Genomic DNA, 22,760 nt, shown 5'->3' on the forward strand with positions numbered 1-22,760 from the left:
GCTTATTTATGCGCGTCGTCGTTCTTGGGGCTGCGGCGGGCGGCGGTGTTCCTCAATGGAATTGTAATTGCGAGGTTTGCCGCGCGGCCCGCGGCTCGCAGCCTGAACTGCAGGCGACCCAGGCCTCGATTGCAGTAAGCGCTGACGGCGAGCACTGGTTTCTGATAAACGCCTCGCCTGACCTGCGCCAGCAGGTGATCGCGACGCCACAGCTTCATCCCAAGACGGGCCATCTCCGCCATAGCCCGATTGCCGGCGTTATCCTGACCAACGGCGAGGTCGATGCTGTTGCCGGGCTTTTGTCGCTCCGTGAGGGCTGGCCATTCACGATCTATGCCCATCAGCGCGTGCTTTCCGTTCTCAAGTCGAACAGTATTTTCAACGTGCTCGACGAGAAGCGGGTGCGGCGCCAGCCGATTGAGTTTGATACGGCGTTCCAACCCGTGCTTCCGGACGGGTCACCGTCGGGGCTCGAAATCCTGCCGTTTGCCGTTCCCGGTAAGCGCGCCTGGTATCTCGAAAGCGCGCCACAACCTGAGAGCGATGAGCCCGGCGATACGCTCGGGTTGCGGATAATCGACAAAAGAAGTGGACAGTATCTTTATTTTCTCGCGGCCTGCGCAGGGCTTACTCCCGATCTCAGGCAGCGGCTTCAGGCCGCTCCTTTAATCTTTTTCGACGGTACACTCTGGCGCGACGATGAATTGATCGCCGCCGGGCTGGCGGTAAAAACCGGCCAGCGCATGGGGCATATGGCGATGTCCGGTGAGGACGGCGCCATTGCGGCGCTTGCGGACCTCGGCATCGCGCGCAAGATATTTCTGCATATCAACAATTCGAATCCAGTTCTGTTTCCGGACTCCGCAGAGCGAAAAGCCGCCGAGAGTTCAGGATGGCAGATTCCCTCGGACGGAATGGAGATCACCATTTGATCGCAACGAGTGTGTTCGCATTGAAGGCAGGCACGCCGCTCGCATCGGCGGATGATCTTGAAGCCGCGCTGCGGCAGATCGGGGCGACCCGGTATCACAACCTGCATCCGTTTCACCGGCTGCTGCATGGCGGCAAGCTGAACAAGGGGCAGGTGCAGGCCTGGGCGCTTAATCGCTACTATTATCAAAGTTCCATTCCCATCAAGGACGCGGTGGTGATCTCGCGTTTCCGCGATCGCAACATCCGGCTCGAGTGGCGGCACCGCATCGAAGATCACGACGGAGATGTTGGCACCGAAGGTGGCATCGAGCGCTGGCTGAAGTTGACCGAGGGACTCGGGCTGGACAGTGCCTATGTGGAATCCGCGGAGGGTATTCTCCCGGCGACGCGCTTCGCAGTCGATGCCTACGTTCATTTCGTCCGCGACAAGACTCCGCTGGAGGCGATCGCATCCTCGCTGACCGAGTTATTCGCACCGAACCTGCATGAGGAGCGAATTTCGGGAATGCTCGCGCATTACGATTTCATTAATCCGAACATCATGAGTTATTTCAAGCGGCGGATGGAACAGGCGCCGCGAGACGCGAACTTCGCTCTCGATTTCGTCAAGCGCCATACGGCGACGCCGCAGGAAAGGGAAGCGGTTTGCAATGCGCTGATCTTCAAGACCAACGTGCTGTGGGTCCAGCTTGATGCACTCTATCACGCGTACGTCGATGGCCACGTGCCTCCGGGCGCTTTTGTGCCGGAGCAGGCCTGATGGCATTGCGGAGCCGCCGGATCGACATAAGTGAAGGGAGCCGGCCCGTGCTGGCCCGGCACGCCAAGCTCAAGTTCGACGAAGCCCGGCGAGTCTGGGTCATTCTGGTGCCGGAGCGGGTGCTCGCGCCGGACGAGATTGCGGTGGAAATCCTGCAACTCTGCGATGGTGTTCGAACTGTCGATCAGATCATCGATGTGCTCGCTGCCAAGTATGCCGCCGATCGTGGTATGATCGGCGCGGACGTCATAGCCATGCTGCGGGACCTCGCCGAGAAGGGGTTTCTTGCGGAGGCACAGGATAGGAAATCATGAGCCCGACGCTCGCCGATGCTTCCCCTGTTCACGCCGATCCGGCGGATGGATTGGCGGTGCTGGAACAGCGTAAATCGCAGGCAGAAACGTTCGGCATCCCCCTGGCTGTTCTGGCGGAGTTGACACACCGCTGTCCTCTGCAGTGTCCCTATTGCTCGAATCCGGTGGAGTTGGAGCGCGGGAGCGCGGAACTGTCCACCGAGGAGTGGAAGCGCGTGCTGAGTGAACTCGCCGCAATCGGCGTGCTTCAGATTCATTTTTCCGGCGGTGAACCCACGGCGCGGAAGGATCTGGTCGAACTCGTTCAGCATGCGACCGATGTTGGCCTGTATACGAACCTCATCACTTCCGCTGTCTTATTGACGAAGGACAAGCTGGCTGCTTTGGCCGATGCCGGGCTGTGCCACGTGCAGATCAGTTTCCAGGGCAGCGAGCGGGGCACCGCCGACCGCGTCGCAGGATTGAGAGACGCGCACGCGAAGAAGATCGAGGTTGCGGGTTGGACGCGCGAACTTGGCCTGCCGTTGACGGTCAACGCTGTGATGCATCGCCAAAATCTGTTTCAGCTTGCCGACATTATCCAGATGGCCGTCGATCTCGATGCCGATCGGCTGGAAGTCGCTAACGTGCAGTATTACGGCTGGGCGCTAAAGAACCGCGCTGCATTGATGCCGACGATGCAACAGATCGAGGAAACCTCCCGCATCGTCGAGGAAGCCGAGGTGCGGCTGAAGGGTATCCTCGCCATCGACTACGTCGTCCCGGATTACTACGCACTGCGTCCAAAGAAATGCATGGGAGGCTGGGGGCGGCAGTTCTTCAATATCTCGCCGTCGGGCAAGATATTGCCATGTCACGCGGCGGAAACGATTACCGGCCTCGCGTTTGAATCAGTGCGTGATCACTCTATCGCCTGGATCTGGCAGAATTCGGAAGCATTCAATCGCTATCGCGGCACCGGCTGGATGCCTGAGCCTTGTCAGAGCTGCGAGTACAAGGAGATCGATTATGGCGGTTGCCGCTGTCAGGCATTTGCGCTGACCGGCAATGCCGGCAACACCGATCCGGCCTGTGCATTGTCGCCGGCTCACGAGCAGATATTCAAGACAGCTATGACAGAGGCGGCCGGAGACAACCGCCGGTTCATCTACCGGAACTTTGCAGGCGGCACATTCGAGGCAGATCCACATGGGGCCTGACGCCGCTGACACCGCCTCGTCCAAAAAGGCTGACAGGTTTGCGCCGCTGACGGTGCAGCATCTTGCGGTGGGCGAGGGCCACGAACTTTATGTGGAGACAGTTGGCCGCACCGACGGCATCCCGGTGGTCTATTTGCACGGCGGCCCCGGTAGCGGTTGCCAGCCTGACCATCGCCGGTTGTTCGATCCGCTTCGCTTTCATGCAGTGCTGTTCGACCAGCGCGGGGCAGGCAGGAGCCGCCCGAAGGGATCGCGCAAAGATAACACGCTGCCGCATTTGATTGCCGACATGGAAATCATCCGCTCGACGCTGCGCTTTGAGCGGTGGCTGGTTGTCGGCGGGTCGTGGGGCGCAACATTGGCTCTCGCCTATGCGCAGGCGCATCCGTCGCGCGTCAGCGGCATCGTGCTGCGCGCGACTTTTCTGGGCACCCGCGATGAGCTGGAATGGACATTCATCGGCGGCTTGCGGCGCTTCTATCCTGACCTGAACGATGATTTTCTCAGCCTGCTGCCGCCAGACGAGCGCGACCAGCCGCTCGACGCCTATTGGCGGCGCATTCTCGATCCCGATCCAGCCATCCATGGACCGGCGTCCCGCGCGTGGCACGACACCGAGCGTATTCTGTCGGAACACAAGCCTTCGAAAACACGGCTGGACTTTGCTGCGGTGGCGAATGATGCCCGCGGTCTTCCGTCGTCGCCGTTTATGGAAGCGCACTACTTTCAGAACAACTGCTTCATGAAACCTGGACAACTTTTGGAAAATGCCGGACGCCTGCAGGGCATTCCGGGAATTGTCGTGCAAGGCCGCTACGACCTCCTGTGCCCGCCATCAACAGCCCACGCGCTGCTCAAGGCATGGCCCGGTGCAAAGCTGAGAACGGTCGAGACTGCGGGGCATTCGCTTTATGACCCCGGTGTCAGGGATGCCGTCGTTGCAGCCATCGAAGAGCTGTCGCGCATCTAGCGCGATGCAAAAGTGCTTTTTCCAATTGCAAAGCGAACAGAAAATATCCGACACTGCGACCAAAGGCTCACGCGTACCGCTCCATAGTCGGTGCGTGATAAGAGCCTTTTTCACAGGGAGGAATGAATGACGAAGTTAGCATCTACGTCGCGCAGCATGCTGCTCGCGAGTGCCTTTGCCGGCTTGTTTGCGCTGAGTGCTCACGGTCAGCAGCCTGCCGCTTCCAGTTCATCAGCCCCGGCAGCAGCGCCTGCACCGGCTGCTCCAGCGGCTGCGTCGCCGGCACCCGCCGCGACTGCACAGGTCCCGGCTGCATTGCCGCCCGGTTCACCTTTGATCGGACGCCCGGACAATGCGGCGGCCGCCAAGCTGGCGCCGGTTGCACCGCCACCCATTCCGGCTGCCGCTGACAAGTTGCCGACGGCCAAGCTGAAACTGCCGCCCGGGTTCAACATTGAAGTTTACGCATCGGGCATGGCGAATGCGCGTTCGCTCCGGGAAGGCGACAAGGGTACGGTGTTTGTCGGCAGCCGGCTGGTCGACAAGGTCTACGCCATCACCAGCAAGGATGGAAAGCGCAGCGTCAAGATTCTTGCCTCGGGTCTTTATCGACCAAATGGGCTCGCTTTTCACAACGGTACGCTCTACATCGCCGAGCTGTCGAAGATATCGAAGATCGAGAATGTCGAGGACAAGCTGGATAATCCGCCGAAGCCCACGCTGATCTATGACGACCTGCCGAAGGACGAGGCGCACGGCTGGAAGTTCATTGGCATTGGGCCGGACAACAAGCTTTATGTTCCGATTGGCCAGCCCGGAAACAACGTCATGCCGAGCGACAAGCATGCGCAGATTCGCCGTATGAATCTCGATGGCTCTGGTGTTGAGGTTGTCGCGCTCGGCGTGCGCAACACAGTCGGCTTTGACTGGAATCCGGCGACGAAAGAGCTGTACTTCACCGACAACGGACGTGACTGGCTGTCAGAAGATCTTCCGGAAGACGAACTTAATCGCGTCAAGAAGGTTGGTGAGCACTTCGGATCGCCGTACTGCTATCAGGGTAACTTCACCGACCCTGAATTCGGATGGGGCCGCGCCTGCTCGGAGTTCACAGCGCCCGTCGGCCTGATGGGACCGCATACAGCTGCGCTGGGTATGCGTTTCTATACCGGCGACATGTTCCCGAAAAACTACAAGAACACGATTTTCGTGGCGCGTCACGGATCGTGGAACAAGAGCAAGAAGGAGGGCGGCGACGTGGTCGCTGTCACGCTGAACAAGGATGGCACTGTTAAATCGATGCAGCCATTCCTCACAGGCTTCCTTGAAGACAACAAGTATATCGGCCGTCCTGTCGACGTACAGCAGATGAAGGACGGTTCACTTTTGGTCTCCGACGACTGGAATGGTGCGGTCTATCGCATCACCTACGGCAAGCAGAAGACCGCCTCGCGATAACTCATCAGCATCAAAAGCCGGAAGCGGAAACGCTTCCGGCCCCCTGAAGCGTGCCGCAATAGCAGCGGCATGACACTTATTGGACTGTCCGATGCACCATCTGCTGGTTTTTCTCGCCCTGATTGTCGCTTCTGCCGGAGCATCGGCCGAGACGCTGCAGGAACGCATGGCGCCTTGTCTTGCTTGCCACGGCGAGACGGGGAAATCAGAAATCGAGAACACGCCGTCGCTTGGTGCACAGCAGCCGGCGTATGTGCTGATCCAACTTTATATGTTTCGCGAGAAACTGCGGACCTTCGAAATCATGAACGAAATGGCGAAACCGCTGACTGATGACGATTTGCGCGCGTTCTCTGATTTTATTGCGGCATTGAAGAAGCCTTCATCGCCCGATGATTCAGGAGATCCGGCGCGCATGCAGCGGGCACAGGCACTGGCACAGCAGCACCGCTGCAATACCTGTCACAACACCGATTATGCAGGGCGCGACAATATCCCGCGCATCGCCAATCAGCGCGAGGATTATCTCGCCAAGACCATGCGGGAATACAAGGACAACAGCCGCCATGGCTATGATGCGACCATGGCAGACGTCCTTCAGCCGGTCACCGACGAGCAGATCGCCGATCTCGCTTACTACATCGCGCGTGTACGATAGGTGCGCGTCACGCATCTCTTAATTTGGCAAAGTGACCTCAACGGCTATCCCGGAATACCAGGCCGCGAGGTCGGCGATGTCGGCGTCTGACAGCGGCTTTGCCACGACATTCATATTCTCTTCCTTGCGCTCCTCAGAGCGGAAGGCCTTAAGCTGCTTCTCCAGGTACATCGCGGGCGAACCCGCAATGTTGGGCGCAATCGGAATCTTCGCGATGCCGTCGATGCCGTGACAGGCCGAGCACATTTGGGCCTTCTTTCGTCCAGCCTTGGCGTCACCCGCGGCCTGCGCTGTGCTGGCCACCCCGTTCAGCGTCAGCAGAACAAGCAGGAAGGCCAGATATGGTGCGGTGTGTTTGTTTGGTTTTGTTCGCATGAACTGCTTTTCTTGTTGTTGGGTCGGCTCTGCCGTGAACCGGAGGGCCGGTTCACGGCAGGCGGCGTGTGCCTTACTTCTCTTCGTAGGTAATACGATACAGCGCGCCGGCGAGATCGTCCGACACCAGAAGTGAGCCGTCGCGAAGCGTTGCGACGTCTACCGGGCGACCGGTGTATTCGCCATCCGGCGTCAACCAGCCGGAGGCGAAGACCTCGGTCTTGTCGGCGCTGCCGTCAGGCTTGAGCGATGTGAACATCACGCGCGCTCCAATTGGATCGGTCCGATTCCACGATCCATGCTGGGCCGAGAAGATGCCGCCGCGATATTTCGCGGGGAACGATTTGCCATTGTAGAACACCATGCCGAGGTCAGCGGCATGGGCGTCCATCTCCACTTCAGGATAGACCACGTTGGCGGGCGGCGTATCGGCCTTGTACTCGACGGTGCGAACCTTGCCGCCGCCGAAATAGGGGAAGCCGAAATTCTGTCCGGGCTGCGTAATGCGATTCAGCTCCCCCGGAGGAATGTTATCGCCCATCCCGTCGACCTGATTATCCGTGAACCAGAGCTGATTGTTCTTCGGATTGAAGTCCATGCCGACGGAGTTGCGGATACCTCCGGCATAAACCTCGCGGTTCTTGCCGTCCTGATCCATTCTGATGATCCCGCCAATGCCATTCTTCGCGAAGCCATCGAGTTTGTTCTTCGCCGGCACGTTGAACGGCTGCCCGAGCGAGATGTAGATCTTGTTGTCCGGGCCGATGCGGCAGACCCGCGCGGTGTGATTGAAGCTTTCGTCCTCTTTCGGGATCAACTCACCTTGCGGGACGACGACGGCCACGGCGATGTCGGGGCTTTCATAGAAGAATTCTGCCGCCGGGAAATTGAGAACGCGATTCTGTTCGACAACGAAGAGGAAGCCATCCTTGGAGAAGCAGACGCCGTTCGGAATGGTGAAATTCACCGAAGGCGCGAACTCCTTCACTTCCTCCGCAAAGCCAGCCTTGCCGCGGTCGGTCACCGCATAGACCTTGCTCTTGCGCGTGCCGACGAATGTCACGACGCCTTGCGGTCCGACGGCAATATGCCGTGCGTCCGGCACCAGTGCGTAGAGGCTGATCTTGAATCCTGGTGGTAATTTGATCTTGGCGAGATTGGCCTTGATCGCATCGACCTTTCGGCCTGTCTGCGGCACAGTTGGTATTTCGGTAACGCCTGTTTTCTGAAAGTTGCCGAGCTTGTCGAGATTGTTGTTTTGCGATTGAGCCGACGCCGAAATTGCCGAAGCGCAAAGAAACGCTGCGGCGGCAACCGAATTCAGAGCATGATGTTTGAAAGCGTAAAACATAATTTATCCTCCCGGGGAGTTTGGCTTTTTGACGTTTTACGGGGCGAGAGCGTATCGCAGGTTTGCGGTGACGCAAGACGAGCCGCGCGTAAATCATTCTGGCGCCGCAACATGAAAATTACATCGCGTGATTGTGATTTGCGATTTCAGCAACGCGTGACGCGAGCGTTCCTGAGGTCGTAGACGGCAGAAACAAAAAGGCCGCCCTATCGGGCGGCCTTTCATGTTGGGTGTAATTGAAATTAGCGGGCCTTAAGAAATTCCGCGACATTCAGCAGCACGAACTCATTGTCATCAGCCTTGTTAGGCTCACGGCTGGTGGAGAACGGCAAATTGTTGTCGTTGCCGACGATGATGTGCGTCTGATCCACGACATCGACGTTCTCGATGGTCCAGAAGGGGAAGGTGAGGACGCCTTCGTTCAGCGGCTTGCGCGCCTTCTTGTCCGGATCCGCAATTTTCATCAGGTCGATATAGCCGATCTTGCGGACCGGACCGTTGGCATTGGCGTCGGTCATTTCGATCTTGTAGACGCGCTTGAACTTGGCGATATCGTGGAAGCAGTCAGGCTTCTTCGGGCCTTCGCAAGCCTTGTCGGCGGTGCCTTCGCCGTTGTCGCGCTCGATCACCATCGCGGTGGTCGCATCGATCATGTTGAAGTCGCCGATCGCGAGGCCGTTGCTCTCGAGAACGTACTTCCAGTGACGGCCGGTCCACTTGCCCGCGCCGACATCGAACTCGAGAATGCGCAGGTATTCCTTGCCGTCAGCAGTCTTTTCCCAATCCTTCTTCTCAGCGTCCCAGGCCGGGCCTTCGAGTAGCGGATAAAGGAATTTTCCATCCGGCGACGCGGCCATGCCCTCATAACCCTTCGAGCGGCGGATGTTGAATGCAACTGGCGTGGTGGGCGTGGCCGGCGAGGTGATCGCATAATGATCCGGCGAGCGAGCTGGTTTGCCGTCGATTTCGGTCTCGAACACGGCTTCGATCTTGCCGGTACGGTCGGCGCGGATCAGGTAAGGGCCGAATTCGTCACCGATCCAGATCTTGTCGCCGATCGGCTGGAAGCTCTCGGTGTCGAAGTCCGAACCAGTCAGGTAGCGCGTTTCGGTACCCTCGTTTGCGATGCGGAAGGGCACCTTCTTGTCCGGGTCCCGCAGGAAGACGGTGGAGACACGCTCAACGGTCCCCTTGCCCCAGTCGATACGATAGTTGTTCAGGAAGAGCATCGAGTCCGGCGAATTCGCTTTGCTGCCGAAGCCGTTGTCGCTCAGCACCCAGAAGGTGCCATCGGCGGCTTTCTTGATCCCGGAGTGGCCCTGCAGGGGCTGGCCCTTGAACGGCAATTTGACACCGGTTGGGCGATCGAAGGATTTGCCCTCAATGGTGCCAACTGCATCAACGCGGACGCCGGTGGTGAACTTGCCGGAAACCTTCAGATCCGCGGGAGCATCCGCGGGGGCTTCGATAAACGACTCGGCCGGCATCACGGCGTGGCCGGCGAGTGTTGCAGGGAAGGCCTGACCGGACGTTTGAGCCGATGCAAAACCGGGCAGAGCGGTCAGTGCAAGCAACGACAATGTAGCAGCAATGCGCATGGAATCCTCCTTCAAGACATGCGCTGCTTGTCGGAGTTCTATGTGTCAGTGCCGTTACATGGCCGTGACGCTTCAGTAACGATGCACGTCTTTTCCGTGCCGTATTGTCGCGGGGGTTACCCGGGGCTCTGTTTCCCGCCAGTTGCCGTCGCGGGGGAATGGAATGTCGAAACCAGATCGGCGACCTGCTCCGGCGTGAGCGTGCGAGGGTTCATGCCGCGCAGCATCAGATAAAGCTTTGCGGTCTCTTCAAGCTCTTCCATGGCAAACACGGCTGCTTCCAGCGTGTCGCCCGCGACCACCGGCCCGTGATTGGATAGCATCACACACGAATACTTGCCGGCTAGTCCCCGGATCGCATCTGCAACCGCAGCATCACCGGGACGGTAGTAAGGCAGTAACGCTGTTGCACCGCAGCGCATCACGTAATAGGGCGTCAGGGGCGGCAACGCTGCCTTCGGATCAATGTCGGGTAGCATGGATACGGCAACGCAGTGGGCGCAATGCAGATGCACAATGGCCCGTGCGTTGTGCCGCGTCTCGTACAGCGCCGCATGCAACGGGATTTCCTTGGTGGGCGCATCGCCCGACAGCAGGCGCCCCGATCCATTGAGCCGCGAGATTCGAGCAGGATCCAGAAATCCGAGTGATGCGTTGGTCGGCGTCACCAGCCAACCGCCGTCGTCGAGGCGGACGCTAATGTTCCCAGACGATCCGGGGGTCAAACCCCGCTCAAACAGCGAGCGGCTGAACTGGCAGATATGATCGCGAAGTCGTGTTTCTGTCATTGTGGAGCCCCTTGGATCGCCTTTTCTCATGGTTTTCGGGACGGCTCAAACGCCATTTTGGACGGGCCGCGGGCCGTGCTACCAAGCCCGTAACCGTTCGACGCCCAATGTACGAACAGGCAAAAACAGGGAGAGATATGTCCGAAAAAATGGGACGCGTTGGAGTCATCGGTCTCGGCTCGATGGGCTTTGGCATGGCGCTGTCGCTCAAGCGCGCAGGCTTCGATGTCGCGGGTTGCGACGTCGCGCCGGAACCGGTCGCGCGTCTGGCGGCGGAGGGTGGCCGGGGCGTAGCGTCGCCAGCGGAGGCCGGGCGAGAGGCAGATGCGGTCGTCAGTGTTGTCGTGAACGCCGCGCAGACCGAGGCGATCCTGTTCGGCCCGCAAGGTGTGGCGGAGACCTTGCCCAAAGGGTCGGTTTTTATATCGTCCGCGACGATGGACCCGGATGTCGCGCGGCGGCTGGCGAAACAGCTTGAGGCAACCGGACGGCATTATCTCGATGCGCCGATCAGCGGCGGTGCGCAACGCGCCGCGCAGGGTGAACTGACGATCCTCGCTTCCGGCAGCAAAGCCGCATTCGCCAAGGCAAGGACTGCGCTCGATGCGATGTCCGCAAAGCTCTACGAACTCGGCGATGCACCAGGGCAGGGCGCGGCGTTCAAAATGATCAACCAGCTTCTGGCAGGCGTGCATATCGCAGCGGCCAGCGAGGCGATGGCCTTTGCGGCGAAGCAGGGTCTCGACATCGCCAAGGTTTACGAAGTCATCACGGCGTCGGCGGGAAATTCATGGATGTTCGAGAACCGTATGCCGCATGTGCTGGACGGCGACTACACGCCGCGCAGCGCCGTCGATATTTTCGTCAAGGATCTTGGCATCATTCAGGATATGGCGCGAACCGCGAAATTCCCGGTGCCGGTCTCGGCGGCGGCATTGCAGATGTTCCTGATGACGTCGGCCGCGGGGATGGGCCGCGACGATGACGCCTCGGTGGCTCGGATGTATGCGCGTGTGACTGGAACGAAACTGCCAGGTGAGTAAAGCAGAGTTGTAATTACAAGAAACGGAATCATCGAATGCCTCGTTTTGCGGCAAATCTAAGCATGATGTTCAACGAAGTGCCGTTTCTCGACCGCTTTGACGCGGCGGCGAAGGCGGGCTTTTCAGCGGTGGAGTTTCTCTTTCCTTACGAGCATTCGCCTGACGAAGTCGGTCAACGACTTCACGGCAATAACCTGACGCAGGCACTGTTCAATTTGTTTCCGGGCGACTGGAGCAAGGGCGAGCGCGGCTTTGCGGCCTTGCCGGATCGCTTTGCCGACGTGCAGAACAGCGTCCAGCAGGCGTTGCCTTATGCCGCTGCGACCGGCGTCAAACGGCTTCATCTGATGGCGGGAATTGCCGATCGCCGCGATCCGAAAGCAGTCGATGCGTTTCGCCGCTCCGTGGCCTGGACTGCCGAGGCGCTCGCCAAGGAAAACATCGATCTCATGCTGGAGCCGATCAATCCGCGTGACGTGCCGGGATATTTCCTGAACGATTTCGACTTCGCTGCGAGCGTGATCAACGATCTGAAAATGCCTAATCTGAAATTGCAGTTCGATATCTATCATCGGCAGATCGTCCATGGCGACGTCACCATGGCATTGCGGCAGATGATGCCGATGATCGGCCACATCCAGATTGCGAGCGTTCCTTCGCGCAACGAGCCGTCAGCCGAGGAACTTAACTATCCCTTCCTGTTTGATGAACTCGACCGTTTGGGATATGGCGGCTTTGTCGGCTGCGAGTACCGGCCGAAAGGAAAAACGGCCGAAGGCCTCGGCTGGTTCGCGCCTTATGCTGCGAAGTCCAAGACCGGAGCGCGCCCGTGACACTGGCTCTGGGCTGCATCGCGGACGATTACACCGGCGCGTCCGATCTTGCCAACATGCTGACACGCTGCGGGCTACGGACGGTGCAGACCATCGGCGTTCCCGATGACGCGCTGGCGCTGCCCGATGTCGATGCCGTGGTGGTGTCGCTGAAGAGCCGTTCCATCGAGGCGTCTCAGGCGGTTGCGCGCTCTCGCGAAGCGGACAAGTGGCTGCGGGCGCGCGGCGCCACGCATGTGCTGTTCAAGATATGTTCGACGTTCGATTCCACCGATGCGGGTAACATCGGACCGGTGATGGACGCGCTGCGCGCTGATTCCGGAGATGCCATCGTATTGGTGACGCCCGCGTTTCCCGGAACGGGGCGCACAGTTTACCAAGGCAACCTGTTCGTGGGTAGCGTGCCGCTGAATGAAAGCCCGTTGAAGGATCATCCGCTGAACCCCATGCATGACTCCAATCTGGAGCGGGTGCTGGCGCGGCAGAGTAAATCCAAGGTCGGTTTGGTTGATCTCGCCACCGTCGCAAAGGGCGCCGAAGCGATCCGCGCAAAGCTGATCGATTTTGCCAAACAGGGCATTGGTGCTGCGATCATCGATGCCGTGTTCGATCCCGAGCTTGAGATCATTGGTCAGGTTGCGCTCGATCATCGTTTGTCGGTGGGTGCGTCGGGAATGGGCCTTGGGCTTGCCCGCGGCCTTATCGCTTCGGGCAGGGTGAGCGCGGCCTCAGCGAGTGCCGATCAAAAGGCGATCGGTGGCCCCGTCGCTTGTCTTGCCGGAAGCTGCTCGCAGGCCACGCTGGCGCAGATCGCGCATGCGGAGAAATCGATGCCCGTGCTGCGGCTCGATCCTGAAAAGATTGTGGCAGGATCATCCGAGGTCCGGCGCGCGCTTGACTGGTCGCGCGAGTATCTTGGCAAAGGGCCGGTTCTGATTGCGAGCAGTTCGACGCCCGATCAGGTTTCAGCGCTACAGGCGAGGCATGGCCGTGACGCTGCCGGTCACGCCATCGAGCAGGCGATGGCGGCGATCAGCGAAGGTCTGGTAGCTGCCGGCGTACGGCGGCTTGTGATCGCGGGCGGTGAAACCTCGGGCGCTGTGGTCGACCGCCTCGGCATCCCGGCGTTTCTGGTCGGTCCCGAGATTGCCGTAGGCGTCCCGGTGCTCCGCTGCGTGGGCTGGAGCGAGGGCGATGCGGTGACGGCGCTGAAGTCCGGTAACTTTGGCGGCCCGGATTTCTTCAACGACGCCATCCGCCTGATGCCTTGATTCAGGCTTCCTTGTAGCCGTATTCGAGATTGTTGCCGGTTGCGCCGTAATACTTGAACGGAAGGAATTTGCCGGTCATCACGAACTTGACGCGGTCACCCTTCGGGTTCGCCACGCGTTCCATGGCGAAATCGAAATCGATGGCCGACATGATGCCGTCGCCGAATTCCTCCTCGATCAGTGCCTTCCAGGCCGGTCCATTCACCATCACCATTTCATAGAAACGATAAATCAGGGGATCGGTCGGCGGCATCTGGGTGCCGTCGCCACGCATGGGAATTTCGTTGATCATCGCGGTCTCGGCCTTCGACAGGCCGAACAGCTTGGCGGCATTCTCCGCCTGTGGCTTGGTGAGTTTCATCTGTCCGAGAATGGCGCCGACAATCAGCGCGTCGGAATGGCCGCCGATCTGTTCGCAGATGTGCTTCCAGGTCCAGCCGTTCTCTCGCTTGATGTCGAGCAGCTTTTCGGTGAGGTCGGATCGCTTCATGTCAATTCTCCAGTTTTGAAGGGCTGTCAGGCGGCACTGGTCTGGCCGGCTGCGGGCTTATCGAGAGGTGTGTTGCTCGTGACGATCGCGGGCTCAGTGAATCCGGGGCGGACGATGGGCACGTTGCGAGGATCGTGGGCCTTGTTGGTGTCCACGAAGGTTTTGCTGCGCGTCACGAGGAAATCGATGATGTGATTGCGCAGGGCGTAGTATTGCGGATGACGGTGAAGATCGATGCGGCCGCGATCCTTGGGCAGCGGATTTTCCAGAACCTCCGCAAGCACCGCACCGGGGCCGTTGGTCATCAGGAAGATCTTGTCGGCGAGATAGATCGCTTCGTCCACGTCGTGTGTGATCATGAAGGCGGTCTGGCCGGTCTCCAGGCAGATGCGGCGAACCTCGTCCTGCAACGTTCCGCGCGTCAGCGCGTCGAGTGCGGAGAAGGGCTCATCCATCAGCATGATTTTCGGCGTGATCGACAGCGCGCGCGCGATACCGACGCGCTGCTTCATGCCGCCGGACAACTCTGAGGGCCTTTTGTGCTCGGACCCGGTGAGACCGACAATGTCGATAAACTTCTGAGCGTGGGCACGAACGCGCGCCTTGTCCCACTTGCGCCATTTCGACGAAACCGCGTAGGCGACGTTGCCCATCACCGTGCGCCACGGCAGCAAGGCATGGCTCTGGAAGATCACGGCTCGATCGAGGCTGGTGCCCTCGATAGCCTGACCATCGACGATCACGGTGCCTTCGGAGGGTTCGTCCAGCCCGGCGAGAATGTTGAGAACGGTCGTCTTGCCACAGCCGGAATGGCCGATCACGCAACCGAACTCTCCGCGGGGCATCGACAGCCAGAGGTCCTCGAAGATGGTCGTCTTCCCGCCATCCGGTGCCGGATAGTGCTTGGCGATGCCTTCGATAGAGATGAATTTCTCGATCATCACATCACTCCGGGAACGTGACCATGCGCGTAAATCGCGCAAGGATCTGGTCGAACATCATTCCAACCAGGCCGATGACCAGAATGGCGATGATGACGTTGGTGATCGAGAGATTGTTCCATTCGTTCCAGACGAAATAGCCAATGCCCGTTCCGCCGACCAGCATTTCCGCGGCGACGATGACGAGCCATGCGATGCCGATGGAAATGCGCATGCCGGTCAGGATGGTCGGCGCGGCTGCCGGAAGGATCACCGTGAAGGCACGGCGCATCGATCCGACCTCAAGCGTGCGGGCGACGTTGATCCATTCCTTGCGCACGGCGGAGACGCCGAATGCGGTGTTGATCAGCATCGGCCAGATCGCGCAGATGAAGATCACGAAGATCGCGGACGTATTGGAATCCTTGATGGTGTAGAGCGCCAGAGGCATCCAGGCGAGGGGAGAGATAGGTTTCAGAACCTGAATGAAAGGATCGAGCGCCTTGCTGATCAGCGGCGACATGCCGATAAGAAATCCGAGCGGGATTGCCACAATCACGGCGAGGAAGTAGCCAAGCAGGACGCGCGCGATCGAATAACCGAGCTGGATGCCGAGGCCCTTGTCGTTCGGACCGTTGTCGTAGAACGGGCTCTTGATGTGCTGCCAGAGTTTGGCGCCGACATCGAGTGGGCCCGGCATTGCCGATTTGCCCTGGGTCGCTGTCACACCCATCAGCTTTGCGTATTCCGGACTCATCGTGGCGACCGATCCGCTGCCGCGCGTGGCAAGATGCCACGCGCCGATGAAGGCGAGGAAGATCGCAATCGACAGCACGGCCGCGCGAAGTTTCAGCGATGAGGTCATGCTTAGCTCGCCTTGCTGATCTTGAAGCTCTTGAGGTAATCCTCGGGCTTTGCCGGATCGAAAGGCTTACCCATTACGCTGAACGATTTCGTGATAGTTGTCGGGGGCGTCAGACCAACTTCCTTCATGAGCTTCGCCGTATCGGTGGCGAGATAGACCTGGCTTGCGATACCGGCGTAGTCGACGTCACCCTTGATCTGTCCCCAGCGCTTCATCTGGGTCATGATCCAGACCGCAAACGACTGCCAAGGGAACGGATCGAAATCGACGCGGTTCGGCTGCGTCACGATGTTGCCGAGTCCATCGGCAAAGGTGCCGGTGAGAATTTGCTCGAGCACGATTGGCGGCTGGTTGAGATAGTTCGCTGGCGAGATCGCCTCCGCGATCTGCTTGCGGTTTTCGGCCTTGTGAGCGAACGCCGTTGCATCGATGATCGATTTCAGCAGCGCCGCATAGGTATTCGGCATCGTGGTGACGAATTCCTTGGACGCCGCGAACGCGCAGCAGGGATGGCCCTCCCAGATATCTTTCGTAAGGATGTGGATGAAGCCGACGCCGTCATAGACCGCGCGCTGGTTCATCGGATCGGGGCCGAGGAAGCCGTCGATGTTGTCGGCGCGAAGATTGGCGACCATTTCCGGCGGCGGCACGGCGCGGATCTGAACGTCGGTATCGGGATCGATACCGTGCTCCGCCAGGTAGTAGCGCAGCAGGTAATTGTGCATCGAGTAGTCGAACGGCACCGCGAACTTGAAACCCTTCCAGTCCTTCGGGTTGCGCTTGTCCTTGTGCTTGATCGCGAGGGTGATGGCCTGACCGTTGATGTTCTCGACGGCGGGCATGGTGTAGGGAATCGGGTTGGAGCCCGCGCCCATTGAAATTGCGATCGGCATCGGCGAGAGCATGTGCGCCGCGTCGTATTCCTTGTTGATGGTTTTGTCGCGGATCACCGCCCAGCCGGCGGTCTTGATCACTTCGACATTGAGGCCCTGCTTCTCGTAGAAGCCCATCGGCTTCGCCATGATAATCGGCGTCGCACATGTGATCGGAATGAACCCGACCTTGAGGTCCTTCTTCTCGAGCGGTGCGCCTTGCGCAAACACTTCGGTCGCGGTCTTCAGGGGGAAGAACTGCGAGACGGCGGCGACGGCGGTCGCCGCGCCGACCGATTTCAGGAATGCGCGGCGTGCAGCATCCTGCGGAAACATCGCGCGCATGACGGCGGAGGCGACAACGCCTTCGTAGCGCCGGTCCTCGCTGTGTGGGGCCCCGGTCTGGAGCTGGAGCGCGGCTTCGTGCTCGGCTTCGCTCGTGTGTCGGCCGCAAGCGCAGCCGAAAGAGGAGAGGCGGCGGTTCGGATCGAACGGATCATCGAAGGTGGACATGAAACCTCCTGCATGGGCGTTTCAATCCGTTACGCAAACCTCGTGCCACCGCCGTTTTGCGCGATTTATCAATGTCACTGCGTCGCAGCGGTAACATTGTCGGTTACGAGATTTCGTGATACACGATTACTCGTAGTTCAATTACGATATTTCGTAGCGAGGGATCATGGACGTTTCGCTGTCGTCGGGACCGGAAAAGAGCCTTGATCTGTGGGGCGCGGCGTTCGATTTTGCGGCTGAGCCGATGATGTTGCTGGACCCCCACGGGGATCGCATCGTCGATGCCAACCCTGCCGTGTGCACGCTGCTCGGATACGACCGTGCTCTGCTGCGGCAGATGAAGATCAGCGCCTTGCATGCCGGGCAGTTGCCCGCGCTTATCGTTTTCACGCAGGCCGTGTTCGACAGGGGCTCGTTCTGGACCACGTCGCTGACGCCGCGTCACGCAGCGGGAAACGAACTGCGGCTGGAGTATACCGGGTCGCTGATCCCGCAGGAGGGCACGCCGCTGGTGCTGTTGGCGATGAGCGATCTTGAACAGCGCCGCCGCCGGCTGGTCGATGTCACGGCGGAAGATCACATGCGCGGCGGCATCGCAGCTTGGCAGCGCGTCGAGCGCGTCTTCCGCGACATCGAGCGCGAGAACCAGTTGATCCTGCGTGCGGCGGGCGAGGGCATCTACGGCGTCAATGCCGAAGGTAAGACCACGTTCGTCAATCCGGTCGCCGAGCGCCTGCTCGGCTGGTCGGCTGAGGAACTGGTCGGCACCGATATTCATTCCACCGTGCATCATACCCATCACGATGGGCGGCATTATCCGCACGAGGACTGTCCGATCTACGCCGCGTTCCGCGACGGCGCGGTGCATCAGGTCAATGACGAAGTGTTTTGGCGCAAGGACGGCACGCCGGTTTGGGTCGAGTACACATCCACACCGATCCGCGATCGTGGCGTGGTGGTCGGTGCGGTGATCGTGTTCCGCGATGTCAGCCAGCGCCGCGAGGCGGACGAAAAGCTTCGCGCGGCGCTCGCGGAAGTCGATCAATTGCGCGAGCGTCTCGAGCAGGAAAACGCCTATTTGCAGGAGGAAATCCGCACCGAGACGAATCCCCGCGGTATTATCGGGCGTACCGCGGCAGTGCAGAAGACGCTGCGGCAGGTCAGCCTCGTTGCGCCGACCGACGCGACCGTAATGATCACCGGCGAATCCGGGACCGGCAAGGAACTGATCGCGCGCGCTATCCACGAGGCGAGCCAGCGCAGCGACCGCCCGCTGATCCGGGTCAACTGTGCAGCCATTCCGCGTGAACTGTTCGAGAGTGAATTTTTCGGCCATGTCCGCGGAGCGTTCACCGGGGCGTTGCGCGATCGCGTCGGACGGTTTGAACTGGCTGATGGCGGGACGCTGTTTCTCGATGAAGTCGGAGAAATTCCGCTGGAGCTTCAGGGCAAGCTGCTGCGCGTGTTGCAGGAAGGGCATTTCGAGCGCGTCGGCGAGGAACGCACGCGCGCCGTCAATGTCCGTGTTATCGCCGCGACCAACCGCGAACTGAAACAGGAGGTGAAGCAGGGGCGTTTTCGCGAGGATCTCTATTTCCGGCTAAATGTATTTCCGGTCGAAACCGTGCCGCTGCGCGACCGCCGTGAAGACATTCCATTGCTTGCACAGCACTTCCTGAGCAGCGAGGGCAAATCGCTGAAATCCGACCTGCGGTTATCGGAAGGCGATGTTCGCCGCCTGATGCAATACGACTGGCCCGGCAATGTCCGCGAATTGCAGAATGTGATCGAGCGCGCGGCCATTCTGGCCCAGAACGGGCGGCTACGGATTGACCTACCGATTCAACAAGCGGGGGCCGAACTTCCCGCAGCGTCGCGGCGTCCCAGAAATGGAGCGCCGCCAGCCATCATGACCGACGACGAAATGCGGGAACACGAACGCAACAATATCCTGGCTGCGCTGAAGGCGTCCGGCGGCAGGGTATTTGGCAAGGATGGCGCGGCGGAACTGCTTGCGATCAAGCCCACCACTCTGGCGTCGCGCATCAAATCGCTCGGCATTTCGGCACGAAACCCCGATTCGCCAATGCGTTAGGCAGTTCCTGCTCGTTGTTAGCGCTTGATAGAGGCTCAGCCAGGTGTTCTGCTCAAAAAACAAGCCATTGAGGTTGTTGCGCAGTGTCCATCGCCGTCGCCCTGCATCACGTCACCCACTATAGGTACGATCAGCCCGTCAGCCTGGGGCCGCAGGTCATCCGATTGCGGCCGGCGCCACATTCGCGCACACGGGTTTCCAGCTATTCGCTGAAGGTTTTGCCCGAGAAGCATTTCGTCAACTGGCAGCAGGATCCGCAAGGGAACTGGCTAGCGCGCTTCGTGTTTCCCGAGCCGACGCTTGAATTCAAGATCGAGGTGGACTTCATCGCCGATATGGCGGTGGTCAATCCGTTCGATTTTTTTGTCGAGCCGTACGCGGAAACGTTTCCATTTCAATATCCGGCTGACCTTGCCGACGAGCTTGCGCCCTATCTGAAGACCGAGCCAGTCACGCCGTTGCTCGCGGAATATCTTGCGAGCATTCCGCGCGGACCGACCAACACTGTGAACTTCCTTGTCGAACTCAACGCGAAGCTGCGCGACAGGATCAATTACGTCATCCGCATGGAGCCGGGAATTCAGACGCCTGAAGAGACGTTGCGGAGCGGCGCGGGCTCGTGCCGCGACTCCGCCTGGCTTTTGATTCAGGCGCTACGCAATCTTGGATTGGCGGCGCGCTTCGTCTCCGGCTATCTCATTCAGTTGCGCCCTGACATCGACCCGTTGCAGGGGCCCCGAGAAGTCGAGGCTGATTTCACCGATCTTCATGCGTGGGCGGAGGTTTATCTGCCCGGCGCCGGGTGGATCGGTTTCGATGTGACGTCGGGCATGCTGACAGGCGAGGGACATATCCCCGTCGCGGCGTCTCCGCACTACCGGACCGCAGCACCGATCAGCGGCAATGTCAGTTCTGCCAATGTCGATTTCGGTTTCGAGATGAAGGTGACGCGCGTCAACGAAGCGCCGCGTATCACCAAGCCATTCTCCGACGATTCATGGCGGCGTCTCGATGCGCTGGGCGAAAAGGTGGATGCCGATCTCGTGGCCGATGACGTCCGGCTGACGATGGGCGGTGAGCCGACATTCGTCTCGATCGACGATCTGGAGTCCGCCGAGTGGAATACAGCCGCAGTCGGCCCGACCAAGCGCGGCATTGCCGATAATCTCATCCGCCGCTTGCGCACGCGCTTTGCACCAGGCGGCCTGCTGCATTACGGGCAGGGTAAGTGGTACCCGGGTGAAAGCCTGCCACGCTGGGCTTTCGGGCTCTACTGGCGCAAGGACGGCGTGCCGATCTGGCGGAATCCCGATCTGATCGCGCCGATGGAAGGGCCACGCTCTGCGAAGATCGAGCAGGCGGAAAAATTCGCAGCAGGTGTTGCCGAGAAACTCGGTGTCGATGCCGACTACGTTTTGCCGGCTTATGAGGATCAGGCGCACTGGTTGCTGAAGGAGAACAGCCTTCCCGGCAATGTGGATCCAAGCGATTCAAAACTCGCCGATCCGGAAGAACGCTCGCGCATGGCGCAGGTGTTTCAGCAGGGACTGAACGTGCCGCGCGGCTTCGTGCTGCCGGTACAGCGCTGGAATGCGAAGGCCGCCAGCCGCTGGCGCAGCGAGAAATGGAATCTCCGGCGCGGAAATCTGTTTCTGATGCCCGGCGATTCGCCGCTCGGTCTGCGGCTGCCGATGAATTCACTGCAATGGATTCCGCCGGAGGATTATCCCTATATCGTTGAGCAGGACCCGACGGAAGAGCGCGAACCGCTGCCGGTGTTCGATGCTACGGCTGCTTCGCCCGAGCCGGTCGCTCAGCCACCCGTATTCGATGGGGGAGCATTGGCAGATGGCGGGCCGCGCCAGTTCATTCAGGAGCAGCAGGCTGGCGGAAAGGGCGGTGTCCGCACGGCGCTGTCAATTGAGATTCGCGACGGCATTCTCTGCGCATTCATGCCGCCGGTGGAGAAGCTCGAGGACTATCTCGAACTGATCGCGGTGGTGGAGGCAACCGCAGAGGACATGAAGCTTCAGGTTCATGTCGAAGGTTACGCTCCGCCTTACGATCCGCGCGTAGAGGTCATCAAGGTCACCCCAGATCCCGGTGTGATCGAGATCAATATTCATCCGGCGAAGAACTGGCGCGAAATCGTCGATACGACCATCAGCCTTTATCAGGAGGCGGCGCATGTTCGCCTCGGCGCGAACCGTTTCCTGATCGACGGCCGTCACACCGGCACCGGCGGCGGCAACCACGTTGTTGTGGGGGGCGGCACGCCTGCGGACTCGCCGTTCCTGCGGCGGCCCGATCTGCTCAAGAGCGTGGTGCTCTATTGGCAGCGTCATCCGTCGCTGTCCTATCTGTTTTCCGGGATGTTCATCGGACCGACCAGTCAGGCCCCGCGTATCGATGAAGCTCGGCACGACGCGCTCTATGAGCTGGAAATCGCGCTCTCTAACATTCCGCCAAAAGGCGAGAAAGTGCCGCTGTGGCTGGTCGATCGCACCTTCCGGCATTTGCTGGTCGACATTACCGGCAACACCCATCGTGCCGAAATCTGCATCGACAAACTTTACTCACCCGACAGCCCCACAGGGCGTCTCGGTCTCGTCGAATTCCGCGCGCTGGAGATGCCGCCTGACGCGCGCATGAGCCTTGCGCAGCAGCTTGTGATCCGCGCGTTGATCGCGAAATTCTGGCGCGAACCGCAAGATGGCCGCTTCGTTCGCTGGGGGACGACACTGCATGATCGCTTCATGCTGCCGTATTTCCTCTGGGAGGATTTCAGGGGTGTGCTCTCGGATTTAAAGCAGGCTGGTTACGATTTCGAGCCGGAGTGGTTCGAGGCGCAACTTGAGTTTCGGTTTCCGGTGTTCGGGAGCGTCCAGCACGGCGGTGTGACGCTTGAACTACGTCAGGCTTTGGAGCCATGGCATGTACTCGGCGAGGAAAGCTCCGCAGGCGGTACGGTGCGTTATGTCGACTCGTCAGTCGAGCGATTGCAGGTCAAGGTCAACGGCTTTATCGAGGGTCGGCACGTGATCACCTGCAATGGCCGCCGGTTGCCGATGACGAATACCGAACGCGCGGGCGAGGCCGTCGCCGGCGTACGCTTCAAGGCATGGCAGCCATCGTCGGGTCTTCACCCGACGATCCCGGTTCACGCCCCGCTGACTTTCGACATTCTGGACACATGGAATGGCCGCTCGCTGGGCGGCTGTGTCTACCATGTCGCCCATCCAGGGGGGCGGAGCTACGACACCAAGCCGGTCAATAGCTACGAGGCCGAAGCGAGGCGGCTTGCCCGCTTTCAGGACCACGGGCACACGCCGGGCCCGATAACTGTGCCTTCCGAGGAACGGACCCTCGAATTTCCCCTGACTCTGGACCTCCGGACGCCGCTCCCGCATTGAGGCCGCCGCCATAATCGGCGAAGTTGTCGCGAAGAGCAGAA

Annotated in this window: 20 protein-coding genes; 12 read left to right on the top strand and 8 right to left on the bottom strand. The window is 60.0% G+C overall.

All coding sequences use genetic code 11. The annotated features are described in order from the left end of the window. The first annotated feature begins 8 nt into the window (after window positions 1-8). The 7 genes from pqqB (at window position 9) to HMPREF9695_RS07205 (ending at window position 6,292) form a co-directional block, all read left to right on the top strand. The gene (gene pqqB / locus HMPREF9695_RS07175; protein ID WP_006020162.1) at window positions 9-932 is read left to right on the top strand and encodes a pyrroloquinoline quinone biosynthesis protein PqqB; all 924 of its coding nucleotides are present in this window, start codon (window positions 9-11) and stop codon (window positions 930-932) included. Then, complete coding sequence (gene pqqC / locus HMPREF9695_RS07180; protein ID WP_041711473.1) at window positions 929-1,693, top strand: pyrroloquinoline-quinone synthase PqqC; 765 nt, start codon at window positions 929-931, stop codon at window positions 1,691-1,693. Before pqqB ends, pqqC begins: the two co-directional genes overlap by 4 nt. Continuing rightward, window positions 1,693-2,007, top strand: coding sequence for a pyrroloquinoline quinone biosynthesis peptide chaperone PqqD (pqqD, locus tag HMPREF9695_RS07185; protein ID WP_006020164.1), 315 nt, complete (start codon window positions 1,693-1,695; stop codon window positions 2,005-2,007). The genes pqqC and pqqD overlap by 1 nt, the downstream gene beginning before the upstream one ends. After that, window positions 2,004-3,206, top strand: coding sequence for a pyrroloquinoline quinone biosynthesis protein PqqE (pqqE, locus tag HMPREF9695_RS07190; protein WP_006020165.1), 1,203 nt, complete (start codon window positions 2,004-2,006; stop codon window positions 3,204-3,206). Before pqqD ends, pqqE begins: the two co-directional genes overlap by 4 nt. After that, window positions 3,196-4,176 carry a prolyl aminopeptidase gene (gene pip, locus HMPREF9695_RS07195; RefSeq protein WP_006020166.1) on the top strand — a complete coding sequence of 327 codons (981 nt, stop codon included), beginning with the start codon at window positions 3,196-3,198 and terminating at the stop codon, window positions 4,174-4,176. The genes pqqE and pip overlap by 11 nt, the downstream gene beginning before the upstream one ends. A gap of 126 nt (window positions 4,177-4,302) precedes the next feature. After that, window positions 4,303-5,634, top strand: a complete 1,332-nt coding sequence (locus HMPREF9695_RS07200; protein ID WP_006020167.1) for a PQQ-dependent sugar dehydrogenase — start codon at window positions 4,303-4,305, stop codon at window positions 5,632-5,634. 91 nt (window positions 5,635-5,725) lie between these two features. Further along, window positions 5,726-6,292, top strand: coding sequence for a c-type cytochrome (locus tag HMPREF9695_RS07205; RefSeq protein ID WP_006020168.1), 567 nt, complete (start codon window positions 5,726-5,728; stop codon window positions 6,290-6,292). Between the two features lie 18 nt (window positions 6,293-6,310). On the opposite strand, the gene HMPREF9695_RS07210 is transcribed toward HMPREF9695_RS07205, so the two are convergent. The 4 genes from HMPREF9695_RS07210 to otnC all read right to left on the bottom strand — a co-directional run bounded on the left by HMPREF9695_RS07210 (window position 6,311) and on the right by otnC (window position 10,404). Next, window positions 6,311-6,667, bottom strand: coding sequence for a c-type cytochrome (locus tag HMPREF9695_RS07210; protein ID WP_006020169.1), 357 nt, complete (start codon window positions 6,665-6,667; stop codon window positions 6,311-6,313). 73 nt (window positions 6,668-6,740) lie between these two features. Next, a complete protein-coding gene (locus tag HMPREF9695_RS07215; RefSeq protein WP_006020170.1) occupies window positions 6,741-8,018 on the bottom strand; it encodes a PQQ-dependent sugar dehydrogenase in 1,278 nt (425 codons plus the stop codon). A gap of 242 nt (window positions 8,019-8,260) precedes the next feature. Then, window positions 8,261-9,616 (bottom strand): esterase-like activity of phytase family protein, encoded by a 1,356-nt coding sequence (locus tag HMPREF9695_RS07220; protein ID WP_006020171.1) that lies wholly within the window; start codon window positions 9,614-9,616, stop codon window positions 8,261-8,263. A gap of 116 nt (window positions 9,617-9,732) precedes the next feature. After that, the gene (gene otnC / locus HMPREF9695_RS07225) at window positions 9,733-10,404 is read right to left on the bottom strand and encodes a 3-oxo-tetronate 4-phosphate decarboxylase (protein ID WP_006020172.1); all 672 of its coding nucleotides are present in this window, start codon (window positions 10,402-10,404) and stop codon (window positions 9,733-9,735) included. A gap of 107 nt (window positions 10,405-10,511) precedes the next feature. Here otnC and ltnD point away from each other — a divergent pair, with 107 nt between their 5' ends. From ltnD to otnK, 3 genes are read left to right on the top strand one after another with little or no spacing between them, the layout of a single operon-like run. Then, complete coding sequence (gene ltnD, locus HMPREF9695_RS07230; protein ID WP_157223915.1) at window positions 10,512-11,447, top strand: L-threonate dehydrogenase; 936 nt, start codon at window positions 10,512-10,514, stop codon at window positions 11,445-11,447. 35 nt (window positions 11,448-11,482) lie between these two features. Continuing rightward, entirely contained in the window at window positions 11,483-12,280 is a 798-nt protein-coding gene (gene otnI, locus HMPREF9695_RS07235; RefSeq protein WP_006020174.1) for a 2-oxo-tetronate isomerase, read from the top strand. Further along, complete coding sequence (gene otnK, locus HMPREF9695_RS07240) at window positions 12,277-13,551, top strand: 3-oxo-tetronate kinase (protein ID WP_006020175.1); 1,275 nt, start codon at window positions 12,277-12,279, stop codon at window positions 13,549-13,551. The genes otnI and otnK overlap by 4 nt, the downstream gene beginning before the upstream one ends. Window position 13,552: 1 nt before the next feature. Here otnK and cynS read toward each other — a convergent pair whose 3' ends face one another. From cynS to HMPREF9695_RS07260, 4 genes are read right to left on the bottom strand one after another with little or no spacing between them, the layout of a single operon-like run. Continuing rightward, complete coding sequence (gene cynS, locus HMPREF9695_RS07245; RefSeq protein WP_006020176.1) at window positions 13,553-14,041, bottom strand: cyanase; 489 nt, start codon at window positions 14,039-14,041, stop codon at window positions 13,553-13,555. Window positions 14,042-14,067: 26 nt separating this feature from the next. Beyond that, window positions 14,068-14,982 (bottom strand): ABC transporter ATP-binding protein, encoded by a 915-nt coding sequence (locus HMPREF9695_RS07250; protein ID WP_006020177.1) that lies wholly within the window; start codon window positions 14,980-14,982, stop codon window positions 14,068-14,070. Between the two features lie 4 nt (window positions 14,983-14,986). Next, window positions 14,987-15,826, bottom strand: a complete 840-nt coding sequence (gene ntrB / locus HMPREF9695_RS07255) for a nitrate ABC transporter permease (RefSeq protein WP_006020178.1) — start codon at window positions 15,824-15,826, stop codon at window positions 14,987-14,989. A gap of 2 nt (window positions 15,827-15,828) precedes the next feature. Further along, window positions 15,829-17,211: a CmpA/NrtA family ABC transporter substrate-binding protein gene (locus HMPREF9695_RS07260; protein WP_006020179.1), complete on the bottom strand. Its 1,383-nt coding sequence runs from the start codon at window positions 17,209-17,211 to the stop codon at window positions 15,829-15,831. A gap of 166 nt (window positions 17,212-17,377) precedes the next feature. On the opposite strand from HMPREF9695_RS07260, the gene HMPREF9695_RS07265 reads away from it, so the two are divergent. Beyond that, window positions 17,378-19,306 (top strand): sigma 54-interacting transcriptional regulator, encoded by a 1,929-nt coding sequence (locus HMPREF9695_RS07265; protein WP_006020180.1) that lies wholly within the window; start codon window positions 17,378-17,380, stop codon window positions 19,304-19,306. An 83-nt stretch (window positions 19,307-19,389) separates the two neighbouring features. Next, window positions 19,390-22,719, top strand: coding sequence for a transglutaminase family protein (locus HMPREF9695_RS07270; protein ID WP_006020181.1), 3,330 nt, complete (start codon window positions 19,390-19,392; stop codon window positions 22,717-22,719). Window positions 22,720-22,760: the final 41 nt, after the last annotated feature.

Origin of the sequence: Afipia broomeae ATCC 49717 (assembly GCF_000314675.2) — a bacterium.
Lineage (GTDB): Bacteria > Pseudomonadota > Alphaproteobacteria > Rhizobiales > Xanthobacteraceae > Afipia > Afipia broomeae.